The organism is Actinopolyspora biskrensis (assembly GCF_013408175.1).
Taxonomy (GTDB): Bacteria; Actinomycetota; Actinomycetes; order Mycobacteriales; family Pseudonocardiaceae; genus Actinopolyspora; species Actinopolyspora biskrensis.
The window spans coordinates 109704-132132 of record NZ_JACBYW010000007.1; the positions used below are offsets into that span (position 1 = coordinate 109704).

Here is a 22429-nt window from a genome sequence, read left to right on the forward strand (position 1 = left end):
GCGGAATCAGCCCGCGAAGGAAGCGGCCGCCTCGAGCAGGGCGTCGTTCTCTTGCGGAGTGCCGACCGTGACGCGTGCCCCGTCGCCGGTGAAGGCGCGAACCACCACGCGGTTCTCCAGGCAGTGCTCGTTGAAGGCCCGGGTCCGCTCCCCGAGGGGAACCCACACGAAATTCGCCTGGGTCGGCGGCACTCGGTAGCCGAGTTCCAGCAGCCGGTCCCCGACCCGCTTCCGCTCCGCGATCACTTCGGCGCAGCGCTGTTCGAGCTCTTCGCGGGCTCCCAGCGAGGCCACCGCCGCCGCCTGGGCGACCGCGTTGACGCTGAACGGGATGTAGACCTTGCGCAGCGCTTCGGCGACCTCGGGAGGTGCTACCGCGTACCCGACGCGCAGACCGGCCAGGCCGTAGGCCTTGGAGAAGGTGCGCAGGGACACCACGTTGTCCCACCGGCGTGTGAGCTCCACTCCGTCGGGTGCCTTCGGATCGTCGACGAACTCCCGGTAGGCCTCGTCGAGAACCACGAGCACATCGGACGGAACCCGGTCGAGGAACGCCACCAACTCGTCCTCGTGCAGTGCCGTTCCGGTCGGATTGTTGGGCGTGCAGACGAAGACCACGCGCGTGGAGCCGGTGATCGCCGCGGCCAGCGCGTCCAGGTCCAGGGCGTTCTCCGCGGTCAGCGGGACCCGCACCTCGTTCGCCCCGGCGACTCTCGTCAGGATCGGGTAGGCCTCGAAGGAGCGCCACGGGAAAACGACCTCGTCGCCCGGGACGCACATGGCCTGCACGATCTGCTGGCACAGCGCCACGGAACCGCAGCCTACGGCGATCCGCTCGACGGGCACGTCGAGGCGTTCGGCCAGGTCGTCCACGAGCTCGGTCGCGGCCATATCGGGGTAGCGGTGCACCTCGTGCGCCGCGCGCGTGATGGCCTCCACCACGCTCGGCAGCGGCCCCCGGGAGACCTCGTTGCTGGCCAGTTTCGTGGAACCCGGCACGGTTCTGCCCGCCACGTAGGCGGGAAGGCTGTCGAGGTCGGCACGGACGCGCACGCTCATTGACCACTCCTTGATCGTTCCGCGACGGCCTCTCCGGCCGCGACCCGAGACTATCCCCTCCGCCGGGCGCGTCAGGAATACCGCCGTTTTTCCCGGTTTTCCCCGGTGGGACTTCGTCGGGCCCGGTGGTGCCGTTCGGCCGTGGCGGCTCGCTGGCGATCTTCGGCGCCCCGGCGCCGAGACACGCCGTCGCCGCTGCTCCGGGTGTCCTGCGACGTTCCCGAGGCGCCGCCTCTCGTGACGGCCGACCGGCCGTCCACGCGGAGTTCTGTTATGAGTCACTAGACCGAAAGGAGGAAAAATCGGCTGCGCACGCCGTCCGGTCACTCCATTACGTCACACAGCGTTGACGTGCGCTTACCCCGGCATGGTTCCCTTCGCAGTATGATCGAAACCAGGACCGACACCATCGCGCTCACCGACGGCACCCAACTCCGACTGACCGTCGCCGAACCGGAAAACGTAGTACGTGGTGGGCTCGTGGTCCTGCACGAGGACAAAGGGGTCACCGAACGGATAAGAATAATACTGGCAGCCCTCGCGGAGGAGGGCTGGCTCACGGTGGCTCCACATCTTTACCACGGGGACGGGGCCGAGGACCCCGATTCGGACGCCGAGGCACCGCGGGTGGCCGAGCGGGTTCGGGGGCTTTCCGGGGAGTCCGTGCTGGCCGATACCGACGCGGCCTTCGTCTGGCTGGCGGATCGGGGTGTTTCCGGTGATCGCCAGGGAATCATGGGGTTCGACATCGGCGGGACCGCGGCTTTGGTCGTCGCCGCGAGCAGGAGACTCGGTGCTGCCGTGACCGTGGGCGGCGGCGGGATCGTCGCCCCGCTCTCCGCGGGGCTGCCCCCGCTGGTCGAGATCGCGGAGGAGGTCAGCTGCCCGTGGCTGGGGATGTACGGCGAGATGGACTCGCACATACCTCCGGAGGAGATCGACAAGCTCCGTTCGGCGGCTTCGGGAGCCGGTGCGATCACCGATGTGGTGCGCTACCCGAGGACGGACCACCGCTTCGACACCGATCCCGAATCGGCCGAGGAGGCTTGGCGGCGGGCGCGCAACTGGTTCGACCTGCACCTGAGGTGAGTCCCCGGCCCCACCTCCACCGCACGCGGTGGACGCTCGCGGGGAGGCGTGATTCACGGGGCTCGACGGACCACCGGCGGGAGCTCTCCGGCGTGAACTCCGAACTCTCGGGCGTTACCTATAGCCCAACCGGGTGGTAGTGGGTTAGGAAGCTGTTATGACTTCAAGCGCCTCCGCGGACAGCACGCCCGAACTGCTCTGGCAGCCCTCGCCCGAGCGCGTGAGCGAAACCAGCATGGCTCGGTTCCGGGGGTGGCTGCGTGAGCAGCGGGAACTCGACCTGCCCGACTACCGGTCGTTGTGGCGGTGGTCGGTCGACGATCTGGAGGGGTTCTGGTCGGCGGTGGCCGACTTCTTCGGTGTGTCCTTCTCCGATCGTGGGCGGCGCGTGTTGAACGCGGAGACCATGCCGGGGGCGGAGTGGTTTCCGGGGGCGCGGCTGAATTACGCCGAGCACGCGCTCTCGGCCGGGCCCGGCAAGGACGCGGACGACACGGCCGTGATCTTCGTGCGGGAGGACGGACGTGGCGAGGAGTTCACCTTCGGTCGGTTGCGTGCCGCTGTGGCCGCGGCCAGGGCCGGTCTCGTCGAACTCGGCGTGCGGCAGGGCGACCGGGTGGCCGCTCTGGCCCCCAACAGTCCGGAGACGCTCGTGGCCTTCCTCGCGACCGCCAGTCTCGGGGCCGTCTGGTCGTCCTGCTCCCCGGATTTCGGGGTGCGTGCCGTGGCCGATCGTTTCGTCCAGATCGAGCCGAAGGTGCTGATCGCCACGAACGGGTATCTGTACGGAGGGCGTCGGTTCGATGTGACCGGGACGGTCCGGCAGCTGGGGGACCAGCTGCCCGGGCTGGAAGCCACCGTGCTGGTCGAGTACCTCGACGATGCCGCGGAGTTGCCGGGAACCACGGACTGGTCCGACATGCTCGAACGACATGCCGGTGCCGAGCTCTCCTTCGAACGAGTCGCCTTCGACCACCCGCTCTGGGTGCTGTACTCCTCCGGAACCACCGGACTGCCGAAGGGGATCGTCCACGGGCACGGCGGGATGGTTCTGGAGCATCTCAAGGCCGTCGGGCTGCACTGCGACCTCGGACCGGGCGACGTGTTCCTCTGGTACACCACCACCGGCTGGATGATGTGGAACTTCCTCGTCGGCGGTTTGCTGACCGGTGCGACCGTGGTGCTGTACGACGGGAGCCCGACGTACCCGGCCACGCACAGTCTCTGGGAGATCGTGGCGCGGTACGGGGTGAACTACTTCGGCACGTCCGCGCCGTTCATCCAGGCGTGCCGCAAACGCGGGCTGACGCCGGGAACGGATTACGATCTGTCCGCGCTGCGCACCGTGGGGTCGACCGGAGCCCCGCTCACGGCGGACGGGTTCCGGTGGATCGCCGATGCCGTGGGGCGCGACGTGCAGATCGCGAGCGTGTCCGGTGGCACGGACCTGTGCACCGCTTTCGTGGGGGCTTCGCCCGATGTTCCGGTGTGGCTGGGCGAGATCTCCTGTCCGATGCTCGGAGCCTCCGTGGCGGCCTACGAGGAGCGGGGCGGTGAGCTGCACGAGGAGGTCGGTGAACTGGTGCTCACCAAGCCGATGCCGTGTATGCCGGTGTACTTCTGGAACGACCCCGACGGCAGCAGGATGCTGGAGGCGTACTTCGACGCGTTCCCCGGCATCTGGCGGCACGGGGACTGGGTGCGCGTCACCGAACGCGGTTCGCTGGTGATCTACGGGAGGAGCGACTCCACGCTCAATCGCGGTGGTATCCGGATGGGCACGGCCGAGTTCTACCGCGTGGTCGAGGGCTTCGACGAGGTGCTCGACTCGTTGGTCATCGACACCTCCGGGGCGGGGGAGACGGACGGGGAGCTGCTGTGCTTCCTGGTGCTGGCCGAAGGGGCGGAGCTGTCCGCGCTGGTCCCCCGGCTCAAGGAGGGGCTGCGCGACGAGCTGTCCCCCAGGCACGTGCCGAACAGGTTCGTCCCGGTGGACGAGGTGCCGCACACCTTGAACGGGAAGAAGCTCGAGGTTCCGGTGAAGAAGATCCTCGCGGGAACCGCTCCCGAGAGCGCGGTGAGCATGGACGCCTTGCGCAACCCGGACTCCTTGGCTCCCTTCATCCGCATGAGCGGCGAAGAAACCGGTTGATCCCGGGGATGGGCGGGTCACCGGCTGGGCTGGTGCGCAAAAGGTGACCCCCCGTTGAAAACGGCTCGACGGCGGTGTGTATAGTCTTCGTCAGTGGCAAAGAGGAAACACCCGGAGGCTTCGCCTAGTCTGGTCTATGGCGCCGCACTGCTAATGCGGTAAGGGGCAACCCCCCTTCCCGGGTTCGAATCCCGGAGCCTCCGCTGGAACTCCCACGCGAGTGGAGTTCACAACTGAACATGCGCCCGTAGCTCAACGGATAGAGCGTCTGACTACGGATCAGAAGGTTTGGGGTTCGAATCCCTACGGGCGCACGTCTGGTCGAGACAGCAATACCCCCAGTGCGCTGGGGGTTTTTGCTGTTCGGGGTGCTTCGCGCACCATGAGGCAGCCGACCTTGATCGGCAGGTTGTCGACTTGCCGCCAGCTTTCACGAGGCCCCGCCGACCTGGCCCTGGTGATCGACACCGCCGAGACGCCGTCAACGGCCGAGGAGTGTTTCGACCAGCAGCCGCTGCTCGACGAGCCGTCTTGATCCGGTAGCCCACATCAGTACTCACGCTGAACCGCCTCTTCGCGAGCTCCCGGGGTGTCGGATGGAGACTCTGCATGAAGAGATGCTAACCGAGGGTAGCCGGAACACGATCAGGTGACGAGGCTTCGGGAGCTATATCGCCAACGGCCGCCAGGGCAGGGTGTTCGTGGCGCACAGCCCCGCAGGTCCACAGCCCCGTGACAGATCGACGGGAAGCCCCGCGGGTGCGGGGCCTACCACTCACCCCCGTACAGCTCGACCAGCTCCGCCGGTCTATCCCCGCGGGTGCGGGGTCTACCCTTTTTGTCCTGCGGTTTCGCGGTTGCGTTATGCGGTTGTGATTTTCGGTTTTGGTGGTGTGGATCCTAGTAGCCCCATCGGCCCCCACAATGTGCCATCGCCGCGTCGGGGCGGGTAGCTGTCGTCGCTCGCGGGGCGAGTTCCTCGATGCCCGTGCCGAGGCCGCACCGGCCCGGTCAGGCTCCGGTGATCGCCCAGGCGCACACGACGGTGGCGGCCCCGGCGAGCGCGCTCGTGGTGGCGTGCGCCGCCAGTAGCGGACTCCCCGCCGCACGGCTCTTTTCCAGATGCGCCAGGAAGTCCAGTGCCACGTGCAGGAAGAGCCCGGCTGCCACGCCGAACACCGGGGCCGTCACGGTCGGGGAGAGCGGCCAGCCCAGCAGGCCGACCGCGATCGCCGCGATGCCGATTCCACAGGCGGGCAGTATCACCGGGACAATCGATCGTCCGGACCTGTGCAGCGAGAGCGCCGCCGCGTATCCGGCGGGGCCCTTGTGCGAGATGATCGAAAGTCCCAGCAGCAGCCCGATGTTCGGCATGCTGGCGTAGATCGCTCCGATGACGAAGCCCGCGGCCACGGAGTGCACGGTCAGCCGGACCACGTAGTCGTCCAGCAGTGCGGTGCGGGGACCGAATCCGGCCCCGGCGAGGTGGACCGTGAATCCCGCGAGCACACCGGCCGCGATGCCGAAGCCGCCCAGCGTCGCGTCCCGCTCGATCGCCGTGGGCAGCAGGAAAGCGCACGCGCTGGCCACCATAGCTCCGGCGGCGAGACCGTACGCCCAGGTCAGCGTGCTGCTGTTCACGATCCTCCGCAGCGCGAGCGCGGCCCCGGCGACCATGGCCAGGCAGGACACCACGGCGATGATCAGCAGCTTTCCGAGACCGGCCGTCTCGGCAGCGACACACACCCCCACGAACACGCTGAGCACTCCGACCGCCACCGCGCGCTCGCCATTCCGGGGGCGCTCCCTCGTCGCCGTCAGCGTCATGTCTCCCACCAGATCGATCGTGTGCTTCGCGGCTCGCGGTGCGCGAGCCGTACGCACACTATCGATAATGGAAACTGTTTTCAATTATGCTGCGGACTCTGCTGCCGCGTACGAGTGGTGACGCAATGACTCACGGTGAGCTGATTCCCGGGCCCCGTCCGTAGTGGAACGGGGCCCGGGTGCGTCAGCGCGCCATTGCCTCGTTGAAGTTCTCCGTTCGGGTTGAGCAGGTGGTTGCCCGCGCCTGCACGTGAGCGGGTCCCCCGGTATCGGTGGCGACCCGCACAACGTCGGGGCCGTCCTCCCGAGAACACGCAGTGGGAGGATCCGCGGCTAATCGCCCCGGCAGCGTGGTCGTTTCGGCGCTGCCTGCGCCGAGGTGCCACACCAATCGTCAACACGACGGGAAAACATCAGCGGGAGGCTCCGGCGACGACCGGCCGTTCTGAAAAGAATTCTCAGCCGATGATGCCGGCGTTGATGATGCTGGTGTCATACTCGGCGGAGTAGTGCATCCAGTTCCAGACCCAGTTGTTGTTCTTCTCGCTCTTCTTGTGCTTTTCCACATCGATTTGGCAGGACTTGTGGACGCACTTCTCGCCCTCGTGGTCCTTGTGGCCCTTCGGGGAGTCGGCAGACGCGATCCCGGCGCTGCCCAGGGCGAGCGGCAGGGCCATGGCAGTGACAACGGCTGCACGCTTGAACGAACGCATGTTAGCGCCTTTCGCTTTGATGTGTGTTTCGGACGTCGGCCGATCCGTGTCGGCAGCCGACGCTTCATGTCTACCGGAGTTCGGTGGAGTTCGCCGCGCGGCTCGTGATTGATTCACCTAATTGTGTGGTGTGGGGCGCCGTGATTCGGTCGCGGCGTTTTCGCGCGAAAATGCTCACTCTTTCGTGGCTGGAAGGTTCGCGATGATTCTTGGCGTAGTACAGTGTTTCGACTCGGTTCGACTCGTTCGGCGGGGGCTCGTGCGAATCGCGTTCGGAGGTCCCCTCCGGTTCAGACCCGCACCGCCACGGCCGTGGCCTGTCCCACCCCGATACCGGCGGTGGCCACGCCCAGACCACCGCCGCGCTGGCCCAGGTGCCTGCAGAGGTCGACCACGACCCGTGCGAAGGACGCGCCGAGTGGATGGCCGTAGGCCAGAGCTCCGCCGTGAACGTTCACCCGGTCGAGCGGGATGTCCGGTAAGTGACGCAGCACGGTGAGCACCAGTGCCGCGAAGGCCTCGTTGATCTCCCAGAGGTCCACCTGGGCGAGGCCGACGTCCAGCCTGTCGAGCAGTTTGCGGATCGCCGTCACGGGAGCCAGTGCGAAGCGGTGCGGTTCACAGGCCACGCTCACCCCGGTGAGCAGCTCCCCCAGCGGGGTGGACCCCATGCGCTCGGCCTGCTCCCGCGAACCGATCAGCGCGGCGACGGCCCCGTCCCCGAGCGGGGCCGAGTTGCCCACGGTGACCGGGCCGTTGGAGGAGAAGGCCGGGGACAGTCCCCCCAACTTGGTCATCCCGGTGTCGGTGCGCACCGACTCGTCACCGCGCACCGTGATCCCTCTCGGGTCGCGCAGCGGGAACACGAAACCGTCGTGCACCCCGGCGTCCCAGGCGGCCGCCGCGCGCCGGTGGGAGCGCAGCGCGTACTCGTCCATCTCGGTTCGGCCGATGCCCAGCTCCTCCGCGGTCCGCTCGGCCGCCAAGCCGAGCGGCACGGTCCACTCCGGATTCATACGCGGGTTGACCAGGCGCCAGCCCGCCGCCGTGGAAACCACGTCGAGCCGGTCCGGCAGTACGCGCTCGGAACGCGGCAGCACGAACGGTGCCCGGCTCATCCCCTCGACGCCGCCCGCGATCACCAGTTCCGCCTCCCCGGAGCGGATCGCCCTGGAGGCCTGGACCAGCGCCTCACCGCTCGAACCGCACAGCCTGTTGACCGTCATGCCGGGAACGGTGGTCGGAAGGCCCGCGAGCAACCCGGCCATCCGCGCCACGTTGCGGTTCTCCTCGCCCGCGCCGTTGGTGTTGCCGTAGACGACCTCGTCGATCAGGTTCGGGTCGAGAGCGGATTCCGCGCGCGCCCGGTCGCGCCGGAGCAGCTCGGTGATCGGCATGGCCGCCAGGTCGTCGACTCGAACCCCGGACAGCTCACCCCGGTAGCCCCCGAAAGGGGTTCGTGCGGCATCGATCAACAGTGCGCGTGCCATGACTCCATAGTGCCCCACGAAAGCGTTGATTTTTAGAATCCACAGCAGAGCTTTGCGTGAGTGGTCGGGTAGCCGTCACGTGAGTCGGCGCCTTGCTGCGTTGGAGGGCACCTCGAGTAGCGGCCCACGCCACGTGCCCTCCCCGCCTCGCAATGCATCCGACTCACGCACCGGGGCCCGCGCTCTGCTCGGGCTGAAGCACCTGAGCCGGACGAACCCCTTTTGCTAGAGGTCCTCGACCAGCGAGTGCGCGGAGCGGCCTGCAGCGGCTCGCTCTGCGTGGGTGGTTGCGTGGGGGAGCCTCTCGCGGGCTCCCGCCGCGGGTGCTCCGGCATCGGGTAGGCACCTGCACAGCGCCGGGGTCGTTCGTGCCGGGGACGTCGGCATGCCGGAAGCCGGCCGCGCTCACTCGGGAGCGGGTAGCTCGACCGTGGCCGACTCCGAGTCGAGGGAGACGACGCACCCGCCCTGCTCACCGATCTCGCGCAGCCTGCGGAGCGCGTGCCCCGCGTTCAGTGGCACGGTGCGGCTCACCCGCTCCGCCGTGTGCTGCTCCCTCAGGTTTCCGTTGGCCTCGTGCCCGGAGCGCACCGTGGAATTCAGTGATCCGGTCGAGGCGAGCGAGCCCCGGGCCGCCCCGAGCCGGCCCAGCGCGTCGTCCAGCGCGTCCAACAACGCCGCCCGGTTGCCCTCCGTCATGGCGCGCACCAGTTCGGGGTCGGTGCCCGCGACCCGTGTGGCGTCGCGGAAGGAACCCGCGGCCAGGGACAGGGCGAGCGGTCCTCCGTCCGCTCCGACCGAGGCGAGCACCGCGGAGAGCACGTGCGGCAGGTGGGATATCCGCGCCACCGCGGCGTCGTGCTCTCCCGGCCCGGCCGGAACCACTCGTGATCCGCAGTCGACGGCCAGCGCGGCCGCTTCCAGCCAGGAGTCGAGCCGGGTGCCCTCGTCCGCGGTGACGGCCCAGAGAGCCCGGTCGAACAGCTCGGCCTGCCCCGCGGACCACCCGGAATCGGCCGTTCCGGACATCGGGTGTCCCCCCGCGTAGCGGGTGGTGGGAGCCAGCTCGCGCACCAGCTCGCGCACCGGCTCCTGCACACCGACCACATCGGTCAGATACGTCTCCGGGGCGTGCCGCGCGACCCGGCGCAGCACCCCACCGACGGCGGGCAGCGGAGTGGCGATCACGACGAGCGCCTCCTGCTCCGCGGCTCGGCGCAGCGCCTCCTCGGTGCTCGGAGCCACGTCGTACCCGGCGGCGCGGGCCGCCGCGGCGTCCTCCTCCGAGGTCGTGGCGCCCCACCCGGTACGGCCGGAACGCACCGCTGCCCGCAGCACCGACCCGCCGATCAGTCCCAGTCCGATCACACACACGGCTCGCATGGCTCAATACTGCCCGACGGGGACGCTCGGTGTTCGCGCGGTCGCCGACCGAGTCGGATCATTGACCCGGAGGGTGACGTCCACGCAATAGTGCTTTCGGGTGGAGTCCGCACGCTTTACCGTGGCGTCATGACGGTCCAGACACCGATCGCGGGTTTTGCCGTCGCCGCGGTTCGAGAGGACGGGCGGTGGCGTTGCAGCGTGCTCGACAGCTCGGTGCTGACCGGGCTCGACGCGGTAATAACGGCTCTGAGGGAACTGCGGTCCACCGGCGCCGTGGTCGGCATGTGCAATGTGGACGACGAGTTCTTCGTGCTGGTCCGCCCCGTCCCCGGGGGTGTGGAACTCGCGCTGTCCGACGCGGCGGCCGCACTGGACTACGACATCGCCGCCGACGTGCTGGATCTGCTGCGGGTCGATCCTCCCGACGAGGACGACGACGAGATCTGGCCGGAGGGCAATCTCGCCCTGCTGTCCGATCTCGGGCTTCCCGAGGACGAACTGCTCCTGATCAACGAGGAAGTGGATCTCTATCCGGACGAACAGCTCGAGATGATCGCGCAGCGCTGTGGCTTCGGGGAGCATTTCTCCGGACTGCTCGAACGGCTGTGACAGCCGAGGAAGGAAGGGATATCGGAGGGGACACGTCCCGGAGCGGCGCGGGGGGAGTGGTCGTCTCCTCCGCCGACCGGGAGCTGATGCGCTCCGCGCTCGAAGCGGCCCCCGCCGCGCTGCCCACCGGTGATGTCCCGATAGGTGCGGTGGTCGCCGCACCTGACGGGCGGATACTGGCCAGCGGGCACAACCGGCGGGAGGAACTGTCCGATCCCACCGCCCACGCCGAGGTCCAGGTGCTGCGGGCGGCCGCCGCCGAGCACGGGGACGGGTGGCGGCTCTCGGGGTGCACGCTGGCCGTGACGGTCGAGCCGTGCACGATGTGCGCTGGAGCCCTGGTGCTGTCGAGGGTCTCGCGGGTCGTTTTCGGGGCGTGGGAGCCCCGCACCGGGGCGGTCGGTTCCCTGTGGGACGTGGTGCGGGACCGCAGGGTCAATCACCGTCCCGAAGTGGTCGGTGGGGTTTTCGCGGCGGAGTGCGCCAGGCTGCTGGAGGGGTTCTTCGACGACCAACGTGATGTGACTTGAGTCACAGTTGAGTGATTCGTGCCTGTTGCCGGGTATCTCTCCGGGTGCTCGGTAACAGGAGGTCGTGATGAGTACTTTCGACAAGGTCAAGCAGCAGGCCCAGCAGCTGGCGGGCAAGGCCAAGGAAGCGACCGGCCGTGTGACCGGTAACCAGGAGACGGAGAACGCCGGCAAGCGGGACCGCCTGGAGGGTGAGGCCAAGGAGCGCGGCCAGGATCTCAAGGACCGCGCCGAGGGCACCGTCCAGGACGCCAAGGACAAGCTGCGCGGGGAGGACAAGGACGGGGAGGACAAGGGCGGCGAGGGCGAACAGCGCTGAGCCTTCCCCGTCCGGTCGGGTTCGCCCCGGCCTCCGGGGCGGAAGGGTTCGTGAGCGGCCCCTTCCGTTTGCGGACCCCCCGTTGTTCATGCGCGCGGACCGTTCGTTACGCTTGTTTGCGGTAGCGTGTCCGAGCGGCCTAAGGAGCGCGACTCGAAATCGCGTGAGGTGAGAGCCTCCGTGGGTTCGAATCCCACCGCTACCGCACTGTGAGTGTGCCGACGCCGGGTCCCGATCCATCGGGGCCCGGCGTTTCGCTTCCGCGGCCGCGGGGCCTCCCGTGGTTTCCCGCCCGCACGGCTGTTCGGGTACCGAGGTCCCGCTCACCCGGACGAGTCATCCGTGTCCGGTCGAGCATCGCTGCCGGGTGCGCCGGTCGTCCCGGGACGAGCTGTTACGTCCGGTCCGGGGAACCGGCGGTGGACTCGAGGTAGGCGCGGATCCGCCGGGGCGGAAGCGGGTAGGAGAACAGCCAACCCTGGTAGAAGTCGATGCCGAGTTCGTCGAGGATGTGGAACTGTCCGGTGGTTTCCACGCCTTCCGCGACGCAGCTGCGCTCCATGGCGTGCCCCATGCCGATCATCGCTTGGGCGATGGCCACATCGGCCGGGTCGGTTTCCACGTTGGAGACGAACTGGCGGTCCAGCTTGAGGATCTGGGCGGGCAGGTCCTTGAGACGAGCCAGCGAGGAGTAGCCGGTGCCGAAGTCGTCCAGGGCGAAACGCACTCCGCGCTCGGCCAGTTCGACCATGGCCTGATGGGGCCGGGTGGGCAGTTCCACCAGGGAGGTTTCCACCATTTCCAGCACCACGCGATGTGGCTGGATCCCGGATGCGGTGATGGCCGCGGCGACCTCCTCGACGAACTCCGGGTCGTGGGGAAGCAGATCGACCAGGTTGACCGCGACGGACACCGGGGTTCCGTGCTGCTCCGGCCAGGTGGCGGCTTCGGCCAGGGCGGCGTGCAGGACCCACCGGTCGAGCGTGCGCAGCAGGTTGCCCTGCTCGGCCACGGGCAGGATGACAGCGGGGGAGAGCAGGCCACGGTCGGGATGTGACCAGCGCATCAGTGCCTCGGCCATGACCACGGAACCGTCCTGGGCCAGGATCGGCTGGTAGTACAGGGTCAGTGAGTCGTTCTCGAGGGCGTCGCGCAACTGCTCTTCCAGGCCCAGCTGTCCTGCTCGCGCACCGATCAGGTTGGGACTGGCCAGCGAGACGCTTCCGGGGCCCTTGCTCTTGGCGTGGAACATGGCCGTGTCGGCGTAGCGCAGCAGGTTCGCCCCGATGGTGTCCCGATCGAGCGTCGCCGCCCCGACCGAGGCCGAGACGGAGATCAGCTGCCCGCGCAGCGGTACGACGGTGCGCAGCAGCTCGGCCACCCACGTGGCGAAGGACTCCAGACCGCCGACGCTGTCGATGTCCGGACAGATGATCAGGTACTCGTCGGCGGAGAGGCGCGCCGGGGTGCACCCCGGCGGCAGCCCCTCCGTCAGGCGGCGCGCGACGGCGGTGAGCAGTTCGTCCCCGCCCTCGTGGCCGAGCGCGTCGTTGACACGCTTGAAGTTGTCCAGGTCGCAGAACAGCACGGCGACTCGTTCGGCCCCACCGTGCAGCATGGTCTCGAGGAGTTCGTCGAGACCGGTGCGGTTGAGCAGTCCGGTCAGCTCGTCGTGGGTGGCCTGGTGCCGCAGCGCCTCGGTCCTGCGCTCCTGCTCGGTGATGTCCTGGAACACCACCAGCCAGAATCGGCTTCCGTCATCGGCTACCGAGCAGGTGCTGTGCACTTCGCAGGTAGCCGTCCGGCCGTCCGCACGCAGCAGCACCCGCTGTTGCGTGCGCGGCTGGTTCAGTCCCGCGCTCGCCGTTTCCTCGGCGAGGAGGCCCGTCCCCCGGTCACCGGGATGCAGCAGTCCGACGGCGGGCATCGCCTTCAGCTCGTGCATCCGGTAGCCCAGCAGCTCGCACAGCGCCTCGTTGGCATCCAGCACGTGTCCGGTCACGTCGAACAGCCCGATCCCGACCGGGGTCAGGTCGAACAGGTCGCTGAACCGTCGGCTGGACCGTTGCTGCCGAGCACCGGCCTCGGTGTCGTCCCGGATTACCTGCAGAAATCCGCACACGTTGCCGTCGGCCGACCACCGCGGGAAGACCATGACGTGGGCCCAGAACCGGGTTCCGTCCCGGCGCGGGCACCAGCCCTCTTCGACGTGTTCGCCGCTCTCGGCGGCCCGGGCCAGCCGCCGCTCCGCGTGGTCGGCAGCGGTCTCCTCCGTCCGGGTGAGTACCGGGACGTGGTGGCCGATCACCTCCTCGGCGCTGTACCCCAGGATGTGCTCGGCCCCGCTGCCCCAGCTCTCCACCCGGCCGGTCGCGTCCAGCACGACGATCGCGCACTCCCGTATCCCCGCTGCCAACAGGCCCAGCCGTGCCTCCGCCTCCGAATGCAGCCGTGTGGTCCCGGGATGCCTCTCGTCGGGCACGGACCCGGTCCAGGGGGGATGTTGCTCACTCATATGACTCCACGGCGTTCCCCGTTGAGGCGGTGGACCACAACGGCAGGTTAACCCTTCCCGCCGTGGTAGCGCCGCTCACACGCCACAACACCGCTTCCCCGGTGGAGGCCCCGGCAACTGGTGCGGAGACGTCTCACCGGGGGCCGAACACACCGACGGACGAGGTGGTCGTGCCCCCGGCGCGGGCACCTCGCGGCTCGGTTCGGCCGGAGCGTGCCGGTTCCCGCACCGTGCCGTCGGCCCTCCGCCGCGCTCTCGGGGAGGGGCGGCTCCGGCTGGTCGCCCACCCGTGCGCCACCACCCGTGCTCCCCGGCGGCGCCGGTCCGCCTTCCCGGAGACCGGCGCCGTTCTCTCACCGGGGCGCGCCGCTCAGCAGTTCGCGTCGACTTCCTCCACCCTGGTGAACCAGGCCTGGTCCTGCTCGGGCCCGTCGATGGTGACGTTGTTGACGTACCAGTAGTAGTGCCCGTAGTAGGGGTCACCGAAGTGCATCTCGTACGTGCCGGTCACCTTCTCCCGCATCGGGGCGGCGTAGATCTCGACGGCCTGACCGGGGCCGAGCTCGTGCCGGATCTCGTCGGACTTGCTCGTGCTCCAGCTCCATTCGCGCTGGTAGCTGGTTTCGAATCCGACCTCGAACACCTCGCCGAGCGTCGAGCCGGCGCTGATGGTGACCCCGACGCTGTTGGTCGTCGTCTGCGTCGACTCCCAGCTGATGATCCTCGTCGAGGTTCCCTCCGAGCAGTTCGCCGCACCACCCACGAGTTCGTCGGCGCCCCGGTAGCTCTCGGGTGAGCCCGAGGGGTGGAACTCGCAGAGGTCGGTGTTGCCCTGTTCGCACTGTTCGAGCAGTTGTCGCACGCTCGGTTCGTCCGCCGCCGCGGCCGTGCCGGGCGTGACGAGCCCGGCCAGCACCACGGCGGAGGCACCGAGCACCGTCGCCGCCCTGTTACGCAACTTCATCCCGTTCGCCTCGCTCAGCTCAGTCCGACGGTCACTGTTCGATCGTTGATGCCGCTGTTCAGGCGCGGTGCCTTTTCCTTGTACGGGCCCGCGCGGTCGCCCGAGTCCGGGTAGAGCCAGACCCAGCAGGTCGACCACGCCTGGACCGAGGAGATCCGGTTCTTCCAGGAGTCGTCGAGGTCGAGCCAGAAGTCGACCTCGTCGTTCTTCGGACACGGTTCCGGAACCGTGATCGTCAGTGACGCGCCGCCGTACTCGGCGTCCTCGAACACCGTGGCGCCGATGACGGAACCGCTGGTGTCCGCGATCCGCTGCCCCGCGCCCGTGGCCGCGGAGAAGCTGTCGTAGCAGGTTCGCTGCTGGGAAGCGGTGTCGAGCACGCAGTGCTGCCGGACGTCCTCGTCCGTAGCCTGGGCCGCCTGCGCCGACGCCGCCGTGAACACGGCGACCACGGACAGGCTCGCGAGTACCGCGAAACGTCTTCGGGCGGGGGAACGGGTCCTCGTTCCGCTGCCGGCTCCGACCAATTTCCGCTCCTCTCCCGGAGGCGTGGTGGCACCTCTCGGAATCGGTTTAGTGGCGTGCAACGAGCACTATCGGCCAGGCGCGCTCTCGGGTCCAGAGCGGTTCGGCGAATTACGCGAGAAGCAGCAGCGCGCTCCTGGGGGCGACGGGGCCGTTCGGCGGTTGCCGCGCCTTCCGGGCTCGCGTGGCGGTCGTGCGGTCCGCGCCGTGGAGCTCGCACGCCAGGGGCGGGGCCGGGAACACGAAAAAGGCCGGGCGCGGTGTTCACCGTGCCCGGCCCCGAAGCGGAGGATGCGGGATTCGAACCCGCGAGGGCTGTTAACCCAACACGAATTCCAGTCGTGCGCCTTAGGCCGCTCGGCCAATCCTCCGCAAAGAAGTGTACGCGACGGGATCGTCCGCTCCGCGACCCCCCTCGGTTCGTCCCTCGCGGGGTGGCTTGCCCGGGTGGCCGGATAGCCGCAACGTGAGTCGGCGCCTCGGGATCGTTGCAGGGCACCCCGATCGGTGGCCGCCGCGCGCGGTGGGGCCCGCACCGCACGTGGGCGGGACGAAACTGCCGGCTCGGTTGACGTGGGTGGTTGCTCGGGTGGGGCCTCGGAGTCGCCGTGCCGAAGAAGACCAGGAGCCGTTGCAGCCGGACTCCCCCTCGCCGGAAGTTCCGAAGGGGGGTGTGGAGCCCCGCTTTCCGAGGGGGATACACTGTATGAGGACTCCGCGCGGCGTCCATCCTGTGAACTCCCCCAGGGCCGGAAGGCAGCAAGGGTAAGCGGGCTCTGACGGGTGCGCGGGGTCCCCTTTTTTTGTCGAGGGGGTCCCCCGGTCGTGGGCGGAGTGGACGTCCCTTCGCACCGGCGAGTGGCGCTTTCCGCCCGTTCGCCGCCGCCGGCGTCTCCCGTTGCCGCTTCGTCGGTCTTGGCACGTATCGTTGCCGGTGTGGCGCTCGCGCTCTATCGCAAGTATCGACCGGCGACCTTCGGCGAGGTCGTGGGACAGTCACACGTCACCGAACCACTGCGCACCGCGCTGGCCGCGCGGCGGATCAACCACGCCTACCTGTTCTCCGGGCCGCGTGGTTGCGGCAAGACATCCAGCGCGCGAATCCTGGCCCGGTCGCTGAACTGCGTCGAAGGCCCCACGGACGAGCCGTGTGGCCGCTGTGACTCCTGCGTCTCCCTGGGGCCGGACGGTTCGGGCAGCGTGGACGTGGTGGAGATGGACGCCGCCAGTCACGGCGGTGTGGACGACGCCCGCGAGCTCCGCGATCGCGCGGTCTTCGCCCCGGCCCAGTCGCGTTACCGGATCTTCGTCATCGACGAGGCCCACATGGTCACCCAGCAGGGGTTCAACGCCCTGTTGAAGATCGTCGAGGAGCCTCCCGACCACCTGGTCTTCGTGTTCGCGACCACCGAACCGGACAAGGTGCTGACCACGATCCGGTCCCGCACGCACCACTACCCCTTCCGGCTGATCCCGCCGGGGGAGCTGCGCGAGCTGCTGGAGCGGATCTGCGCCGAGGAGGGCGTCCGGGTCGAGCCCGCCGTGTACCCGCTGGCCATCCGTGCGGGCGGTGGTTCGGCGCGGGACGCGTTGAGCGTGCTCGACCAGCTGCTGGCCGGTGCGGGTGACGAGGGGATCACCTACGAACGGGCCGTCGCGCTGCTCGGGGTGACCGATGTGGCGCTGATCGACTCCATGGTGGACGGGTTGGCCGCCGGGGACTCGGCAGCCGTCTACGACACGGTCAACCGGGTGGTCGAGGCCGGGCACGACCCACGTCGTTTCGCCTCCGACCTGCTGGACCGGTTGCGTGACCTCGTGCTGCTGCATTCGGTGCCCGACGCCGCCGAGCGGGGTCTGATCGAGAACGTCGGCGACGAGGCGGAGAAGATGTCCCGCCAGGCGGAGCAGCTCGGCGTCGCGACCCTCACCCGGTTCGCCGAGACAGTGCACGCTGGGCTCTCCGAGATGCGGGGCGCCACCGCGCCCCGACTGCTGCTGGAACTGCTGTGCTCGCGGATGATGCTTCCCAGCGCGTCCTCCTCCGAGGCCGCGCTGCTTCAACGGCTGGAGCGGGTGGAGCGGCGGATGACGGTCGCACCGCCCGCCGAGCAGGCCGTTCCGTCCGGGGTGGACGGAGGGCGGGCCTCCGCCGCTCCCGCCGGGGAGCGGGCACCGGCCACCGGCGGGAGCGCGGAACCGGCCGCGGACCCTCGGGAACCCGCGCGGGAGCGTGCCGCCGAGTCGGCGGGCCCGTCGGGTGATGAGGTCCGCGCGGAGGCCGACGGGGGGCAGGCCGCCCCGGTCGGTGGTTCCGCCGGCCCGGCACGGGAGACGAGCGACCTCGGCGCAGGCGGTTCCGCCCCGCGGGAGGAACCCCCGAGCGGAACGGCGACGGCGGAGCTGCGCCAGACGTGGAGCGAGTTGCTGCGCGCGGTCTCCGAGCGCAACCGGCCCACCCAGGCTCTGCTGCTCAACGCGAGCGTGCGGGAACTGCGCGCGGACACGCTGGTCATCTCGATGCCGACGGAGGGGCTGCGCAAGCAGTTCGACCGGGCGAACCGGGTCGAGCACGTGCGGGAGGCCATGCGCGAGGTGCTCGGCGGCGAGTGGGCGATCGAGTGCGTCGTCGAGGGGGAGCAACCCGCCTCCGGCTCCGCCGCTCAACAGCGGGAGCAGCACCCCGGGGCGTCCGGGGGGCCTCCGGCCGGGAGCGCGCCCGCCGCGCGGGAACGCCCCGCGGAGCCGAACGGGGAGGTGACGCGGGAGGAGAAACCGCGCGAGCGGCCTCCGGAGTCCCCGGCCCCAGCGCCGGAGCCCGTCGAACGGGAGGTTCCGCGGGCCGCGGAACCGACCGCGCCCGTCGCCGGTGCTCCCGCGGACTCTCCTCCGGAACCACCGCTCCCGGAGGAGCCTCCCCCGCCGGAAGCTCCTCCGCCGGACGAGGACGCGGACGTGGATCCGGCTCACGGGGAGACGCCTCGGGGCGAACCGGTCGCCGACTCCGGAGCGGCCTTCGCACCGACGCCGACGCCGGTGTCGGCATCGGCGTCGGCGTCGGTCCCCAAATCGGCTCCCGAGCCTGTGCCCGAGGCCGAGCCGTCCGTCGAGCAGCACGATCCCGATGAACTGGCCGTGGAGCTGTTCGTCAGCGAACTCGGAGCGCGCAGGCTCGACCAGTAGCTGCCCGCCCCGGGACGTTCCGCGGGGACGTCCCGGTCGGTGGGAACTCCGGGTAGCGGGCAGCGCCGCGCGGCGAGGAGCCGACGACTACGCTGGAGGAAGCGAGATACCTCGTTCGAACAGGTCAGTCCAGCCGGACCGGGAGGAGCCACGGTGCAACCTGGTGGCCAGCAGCCGAACATGCAAGAGATCATGAAGCAGGCGCAGGAGATGCAGCAGCAGCTGATGACTGCGCAGCAGGAGCTCGCCGAGACGGAGGTGACCGGCACGGCAGGTGGCGGCATGGTCACCGCCACGGTCACCGGTGGTGGCGAGCTGCAGTCCATGAGCATCGACCCGAAGGTGGTCGACCCCTCCGACACCGAGACGCTTTCCGACATGGTGGTGGCGGCGGTCCGGGACGCGAACCGTGCGGCCCAGGAACTGCAGAGCGAGAAGATGGGACCGTTGACCAACGCGCTCGGCGGCCAGGGCGGAATGGACATGGGCGGACTCGGTCTGCCCGGGATGTGACGGTAGTGGCGTGTACGAAGGGCCAGTTCAGGATCTGATCGACGAGCTCGGCAGGTTGCCGGGAATCGGCCCGAAGGGCGCGCAGCGCATCGCCTTTCACCTGTTGTCCGCGGAGCCCGCCGATGTCACACGGCTGCAGGACGCCCTGCAGCGTGTGAAGGAGGGCGTGATCTTCTGCGAGGTCTGCGGGAACGTCTCGGAGCAGACCAGGTGCCGGATCTGCCAGGACGCGCGGCGTGATCCCCGTCTGGTGTGCGTGGTCGAGGAACCCAAGGACGTGCTGGCGGTCGAACGCACCCGGGAGTTCCGCGGGCGCTATCACGTGCTCGGCGGTGCGCTCGATCCGCTTTCCGGGGTGGGGCCCGACCAGCTGCGCATTCGGGATCTCGTCAACAGGATCGGCACGGACGAGGTGAGCGAGATCATCATCGCCACCGATCCGAACACCGAGGGCGAGGCCACCGCGACCTACCTGGTCCGGTTGCTGCAGGACTTTCCCGGGCTCAGCGTCACGCGGCTGGCCTCCGGGCTTCCGATGGGCGGCGACCTGGAGTTCGCGGACGAGCTCACTCTCGGCAGGGCGCTCTCCGGCAGGCGTTCGGTGTGAAGGAGGGTCGGCGGCGCCGACCGCGTAGGTGGTTGCAAACGTCCGGCGCCGCTTGTCCGGTGATCGGCCCGGCCGGGCGAGCGCTCACCCGAACCGCGAGACCACCGCGCCGGTTCGCGGCACGACAGGAAAGCGCCGGTCACCCGTTCCGGGGGAAGTTCATGTGGCGATCTCGCGCGGACGCGGCCGCGGCTGATCTGGCGGTGCGTGAAGCGCTGCGGCAACCCCCCGCTCTGGGGCCGGTCCGGTTGATCACCGTGGACGGTCCCTCCGGGGCGGGCAAGTCCACCTTCGCCGATCTCGTGTTCGCGCGGACGCGTGCCGCCGGGGTGGAGGCGCGGCTGGTGCGTACCGACGACTTCGCCACCTGGGAACAGCCGGTGCAGTGGTGGCCCCGGTTCCGAGCCGGGGTGCTCGAGCCGTTGAGCCGGGGAGCGCCGGGGCGTTATCGACGTGTCGAGTGGCCGGGGGGTGTTCCGGTGGACGGGGCGGTGGTCGAGGTCGCCGTGCCCGAGGTGCTGTTGCTGGAGGGCGTCTCGTCCGGGAGGCGCTCGATCGCCGACCGGATCGGCGTTTCGGTCTGGGTGGAGGCAGCCGACCCCGCGGCGCGGTTGGAACGTGCCGTGGCTCGGGACGGGGAGTCCGCGCGGGCCGAGCTCGTTCGTTGGCAGGAGTTCGAGCGTCGTTGGTTCGCCTCGGACCGGACCAGGGAGCGCGCCGACCTCGTGGTGCACTCCGGGTAGTAGAGTGCACGGCTCGGTTCGCTCGTGTGGTCGGGTAGCCGTCACGTGAGTCGGCGCCTTGCCCTGTTGTAGGGCACATCGAGCAGCGGCCTGCGCCACGTGCCCTGCCGCCTTGCGATGCGTCCGACTCACGCACCGGATCTTCTCGTCCTGCCCGGGATCGGAGCACCTGCGTTGGAGCGGAGTCCTCGGTCGGAAATCTCCGGTGGGATTTCGGTGGGGTGAGTTGCGTGGGCGGGTGAAAGCGGCTGCGCCGCTTGGCTGACGCTCGGGCCGACCGTCCCGACCGGACGAGCGCTCCTCCCGGACCGCGCGGACCCGATAAATCCACTGTGGGCAAAAAAGCGCCGCGACTCCCGCACTGGGCGATGCGTGCCGGATTTTCCCGTTTTTGCCCGAGTTCTCGGTCGCATGTCGTAGCCGAATCGTAATTTCGCGGTCCTGATCGGGACACGCTCACCGGGTTACTGTCTCCCTCACTCTGAGAGATGCGGCACACACCGAGGTGAGTGATGGGTGTAGGCAGACCACCAGGATTACGGGCGTCGAGAACTGGACGCAGGATCGCGACCGCGGGATTGGCCGCCCTCCTCGCCACCTCGCTGGCCGCCTGCGTGCAGTCCCAACGGGAAGGCGACGGCGGGCGGACCATGGTGTTCGGAGCAGCCGGGGCTCCGGCGCTGTTCGACCCCTTCTACGCCTCCGACGGAGAGACGTTCCGGGTCACACGGCAGATGATGGAAGGGCTGGTCGGTTTCGAACCGGGCACCGCCGAAGTCGAACCGGCGCTGGCCGAGAGCTGGGAGTCCTCCGAGGACGGGACCGAGTGGACCTTCCAACTCCGCGAGGGGGTCGAGTTCCACGACGGCACCGAGTTCGACGCCGATGCGGTCTGCGCCAACTTCGAGCGCTGGTACAACCAGACGGGGCCGGGGCAGAACGCGGCGCTGTCCTACTACTGGATCGAGACCTTCGGAGGCTTCGCCTCCGACGACGATCCCTCCCTGTACTCCTCGTGCGAGACACCCGACCAGAGCACGGCGGTACTGGAACTCACCCGCCCCAGCTCCAAGTTCCCCGACGCGCTGGGGCTGGACTCGTTCAGCATCCAGTCGCCCACGGCGATGGAGGAGTACGGGGCCGACGAGGTGACCGCCCGGGGGTCGAGCTTCGAGTACTCCGAATACGCCAAGCAGCACCCCACCGGAACAGGCCCCTTCGAGTTCGACTCCTACGACGAGAGCAACCAGTCCATCGTGCTCCGCCGCAACGAGGACTACTGGGGCGAGAAGGCCGAGCTGGACCGGCTCGTCTTCAAGATCATCCCGGACGAGTCCGTGCGCAAGCAGGAACTGCTGTCCGGGGGCATCGACGGCTACGACTTCCCCAACCCCGCCGACATCTCCGGGTTGAGGGACCAGGGCTTCGACGTCCAGGTGCGCGACCCGTTCAACATCCTCTACCTGGGGATCTCGCAGCGGAGCAACCCGGCGCTGCGGGACCTGCGCGTGCGCGAGGCGCTGGCCCGCGCCGTCGACAAGGAGAACCTGGTCGAGGCCAACATGCCGGACGGAGCCGAACCGGCCGAGCTGTTCTACCCGGACTCGGTGGACGGATACCCCGAGGACGTGACGAAGTACCCGCACGACCCGCAGCGGGCGAAACAGCTGCTCCGGGAGGCGGGGCACCAGGACCTCACGATCGAGTTCTGGTGGCCGACCCAGGTGACGCGCCCGTACATGCCCGATCCGCGCGGGATCTTCAACGCCCTGTCGGGCGACCTGGAGGAAGCGGGCATCAACGTCGAACCGGTCAGCAAGCCGTGGAACGGCGGCTACATCTCGGACGTGAACCAGGGCAAGGCCGAGGTCTTCCTGCTCGGCTGGACCGGGGACTACAACTCGCCGGACAACTTCATCGGCACCTTCTTCGGAAGCACGCAGAACCAGTTCTACACCGAACCGGCCCCCTGGGGCGGTGAGCTGGCCGAGCGTCTCGAGGCGGCCGACGGGGAGGCCGACCCGGCCGCGCGCGAGGAGATGTACACCGAGATCAACCGGAGCCTGAAGTCCGAGTACCTGCCCGCGATCCCGTTGGCGCACTCGCCACCGGCCATCGTCACCTCCTCCGAGGTCGAGGGACTGGTCACCTCGCCGTTGACCGCCGAGCGCTTCGCCCCGGTGAGCCTGCGGCAGTGACCCGCGA

At 69.2% G+C, this 22429-nt stretch carries 19 protein-coding genes, 4 tRNA genes and 1 other RNA gene; 15 read left to right on the forward strand and 9 right to left on the reverse strand.

Annotated elements, in window-relative coordinates; genetic code table 11:
* Positions 1-6: 6 nt before the first annotated feature.
* Positions 7-1059: a histidinol-phosphate transaminase gene (gene hisC / locus FHR84_RS18260; protein ID WP_179536761.1), complete on the reverse strand. Its 1053-nt coding sequence runs from the start codon at positions 1057-1059 to the stop codon at positions 7-9.
* Between the two features lie 384 nt (positions 1060-1443).
* Here hisC and FHR84_RS18265 point away from each other — a divergent pair, with 384 nt between their 5' ends.
* The 5 genes from FHR84_RS18265 to FHR84_RS22075 all read left to right on the forward strand — a co-directional run bounded on the left by FHR84_RS18265 (position 1444) and on the right by FHR84_RS22075 (position 4835).
* Positions 1444-2148, forward strand: a complete 705-nt coding sequence (locus FHR84_RS18265) for a dienelactone hydrolase family protein (protein ID WP_179536762.1) — start codon at positions 1444-1446, stop codon at positions 2146-2148.
* A 157-nt stretch (positions 2149-2305) separates the two neighbouring features.
* Complete coding sequence (locus FHR84_RS18270; protein ID WP_179536763.1) at positions 2306-4300, forward strand: acetoacetate--CoA ligase; 1995 nt, start codon at positions 2306-2308, stop codon at positions 4298-4300.
* Between the two features lie 113 nt (positions 4301-4413).
* A tRNA-Ser gene (locus FHR84_RS18275) sits at positions 4414-4503 on the forward strand.
* A gap of 38 nt (positions 4504-4541) precedes the next feature.
* A tRNA-Arg gene (locus FHR84_RS18280) sits at positions 4542-4614 on the forward strand.
* A 68-nt stretch (positions 4615-4682) separates the two neighbouring features.
* A complete protein-coding gene (locus tag FHR84_RS22075; protein WP_218863228.1) occupies positions 4683-4835 on the forward strand; it encodes a hypothetical protein in 153 nt (50 codons plus the stop codon).
* Positions 4836-5311: 476 nt separating this feature from the next.
* On the opposite strand, the gene FHR84_RS18290 is transcribed toward FHR84_RS22075, so the two are convergent.
* From FHR84_RS18290 to FHR84_RS18305, 4 genes are all read right to left on the reverse strand, one after another.
* Positions 5312-6127: a ZIP family metal transporter gene (locus FHR84_RS18290; protein ID WP_425489964.1), complete on the reverse strand. Its 816-nt coding sequence runs from the start codon at positions 6125-6127 to the stop codon at positions 5312-5314.
* 458 nt (positions 6128-6585) lie between these two features.
* Positions 6586-6840 (reverse strand): hypothetical protein, encoded by a 255-nt coding sequence (locus tag FHR84_RS18295; RefSeq protein ID WP_179536765.1) that lies wholly within the window; start codon positions 6838-6840, stop codon positions 6586-6588.
* Between the two features lie 290 nt (positions 6841-7130).
* A complete protein-coding gene (locus FHR84_RS18300; protein ID WP_179536766.1) occupies positions 7131-8330 on the reverse strand; it encodes a thiolase family protein in 1200 nt (399 codons plus the stop codon).
* Positions 8331-8735: 405 nt separating this feature from the next.
* Positions 8736-9713, reverse strand: a complete 978-nt coding sequence (locus FHR84_RS18305; protein WP_179536767.1) for a prephenate dehydrogenase — start codon at positions 9711-9713, stop codon at positions 8736-8738.
* 129 nt (positions 9714-9842) lie between these two features.
* Here FHR84_RS18305 and FHR84_RS18310 point away from each other — a divergent pair, with 129 nt between their 5' ends.
* From FHR84_RS18310 to FHR84_RS18325, 4 genes are all read left to right on the forward strand, one after another.
* A complete protein-coding gene (locus FHR84_RS18310; protein ID WP_179536768.1) occupies positions 9843-10325 on the forward strand; it encodes a tRNA adenosine deaminase-associated protein in 483 nt (160 codons plus the stop codon).
* 56 nt (positions 10326-10381) lie between these two features.
* Positions 10382-10855: a nucleoside deaminase gene (locus FHR84_RS18315; RefSeq protein ID WP_343075333.1), complete on the forward strand. Its 474-nt coding sequence runs from the start codon at positions 10382-10384 to the stop codon at positions 10853-10855.
* Positions 10856-10922: 67 nt separating this feature from the next.
* Positions 10923-11174: a CsbD family protein gene (locus FHR84_RS18320; RefSeq protein WP_179536769.1), complete on the forward strand. Its 252-nt coding sequence runs from the start codon at positions 10923-10925 to the stop codon at positions 11172-11174.
* A gap of 120 nt (positions 11175-11294) precedes the next feature.
* Positions 11295-11379 (forward strand) — tRNA-Ser (locus FHR84_RS18325).
* Positions 11380-11568: 189 nt separating this feature from the next.
* Here the strand turns inward: FHR84_RS18325 and FHR84_RS18330 are convergent.
* From FHR84_RS18330 to FHR84_RS18345, 4 genes are all read right to left on the reverse strand, one after another.
* On the reverse strand, positions 11569-13689 hold the full coding sequence (locus FHR84_RS18330; RefSeq protein WP_179536770.1) for a putative bifunctional diguanylate cyclase/phosphodiesterase: 2121 nt from the start codon (positions 13687-13689) through the stop codon (positions 11569-11571).
* A 370-nt stretch (positions 13690-14059) separates the two neighbouring features.
* Positions 14060-14653, reverse strand: coding sequence for a hypothetical protein (locus FHR84_RS18335; protein WP_179536771.1), 594 nt, complete (start codon positions 14651-14653; stop codon positions 14060-14062).
* A gap of 14 nt (positions 14654-14667) precedes the next feature.
* Positions 14668-15180 (reverse strand): hypothetical protein, encoded by a 513-nt coding sequence (locus tag FHR84_RS18340; protein WP_218863230.1) that lies wholly within the window; start codon positions 15178-15180, stop codon positions 14668-14670.
* A 283-nt stretch (positions 15181-15463) separates the two neighbouring features.
* Positions 15464-15549 (reverse strand) — tRNA-Ser (locus FHR84_RS18345).
* Between the two features lie 335 nt (positions 15550-15884).
* Here FHR84_RS18345 and ffs point away from each other — a divergent pair.
* The 6 genes from ffs to FHR84_RS18375 all read left to right on the forward strand — a co-directional run bounded on the left by ffs (position 15885) and on the right by FHR84_RS18375 (position 22422).
* An RNA gene (gene ffs, locus FHR84_RS18350) (signal recognition particle sRNA small type) lies at positions 15885-15981 on the forward strand.
* Between the two features lie 133 nt (positions 15982-16114).
* On the forward strand, positions 16115-18361 hold the full coding sequence (locus FHR84_RS18355) for a DNA polymerase III subunit gamma and tau (protein WP_179536772.1): 2247 nt from the start codon (positions 16115-16117) through the stop codon (positions 18359-18361).
* 153 nt (positions 18362-18514) lie between these two features.
* Positions 18515-18874 carry a YbaB/EbfC family nucleoid-associated protein gene (locus FHR84_RS18360; RefSeq protein WP_026151973.1) on the forward strand — a complete coding sequence of 120 codons (360 nt, stop codon included), beginning with the start codon at positions 18515-18517 and terminating at the stop codon, positions 18872-18874.
* Positions 18875-18884: 10 nt separating this feature from the next.
* Positions 18885-19481 (forward strand): recombination mediator RecR, encoded by a 597-nt coding sequence (gene recR, locus FHR84_RS18365; protein WP_179536773.1) that lies wholly within the window; start codon positions 18885-18887, stop codon positions 19479-19481.
* 161 nt (positions 19482-19642) lie between these two features.
* Positions 19643-20224 (forward strand): uridine kinase family protein, encoded by a 582-nt coding sequence (locus tag FHR84_RS18370; RefSeq protein ID WP_179536774.1) that lies wholly within the window; start codon positions 19643-19645, stop codon positions 20222-20224.
* Between the two features lie 512 nt (positions 20225-20736).
* Positions 20737-22422, forward strand: a complete 1686-nt coding sequence (locus FHR84_RS18375) for an ABC transporter substrate-binding protein (protein ID WP_179536775.1) — start codon at positions 20737-20739, stop codon at positions 22420-22422.
* Positions 22423-22429: the final 7 nt, after the last annotated feature.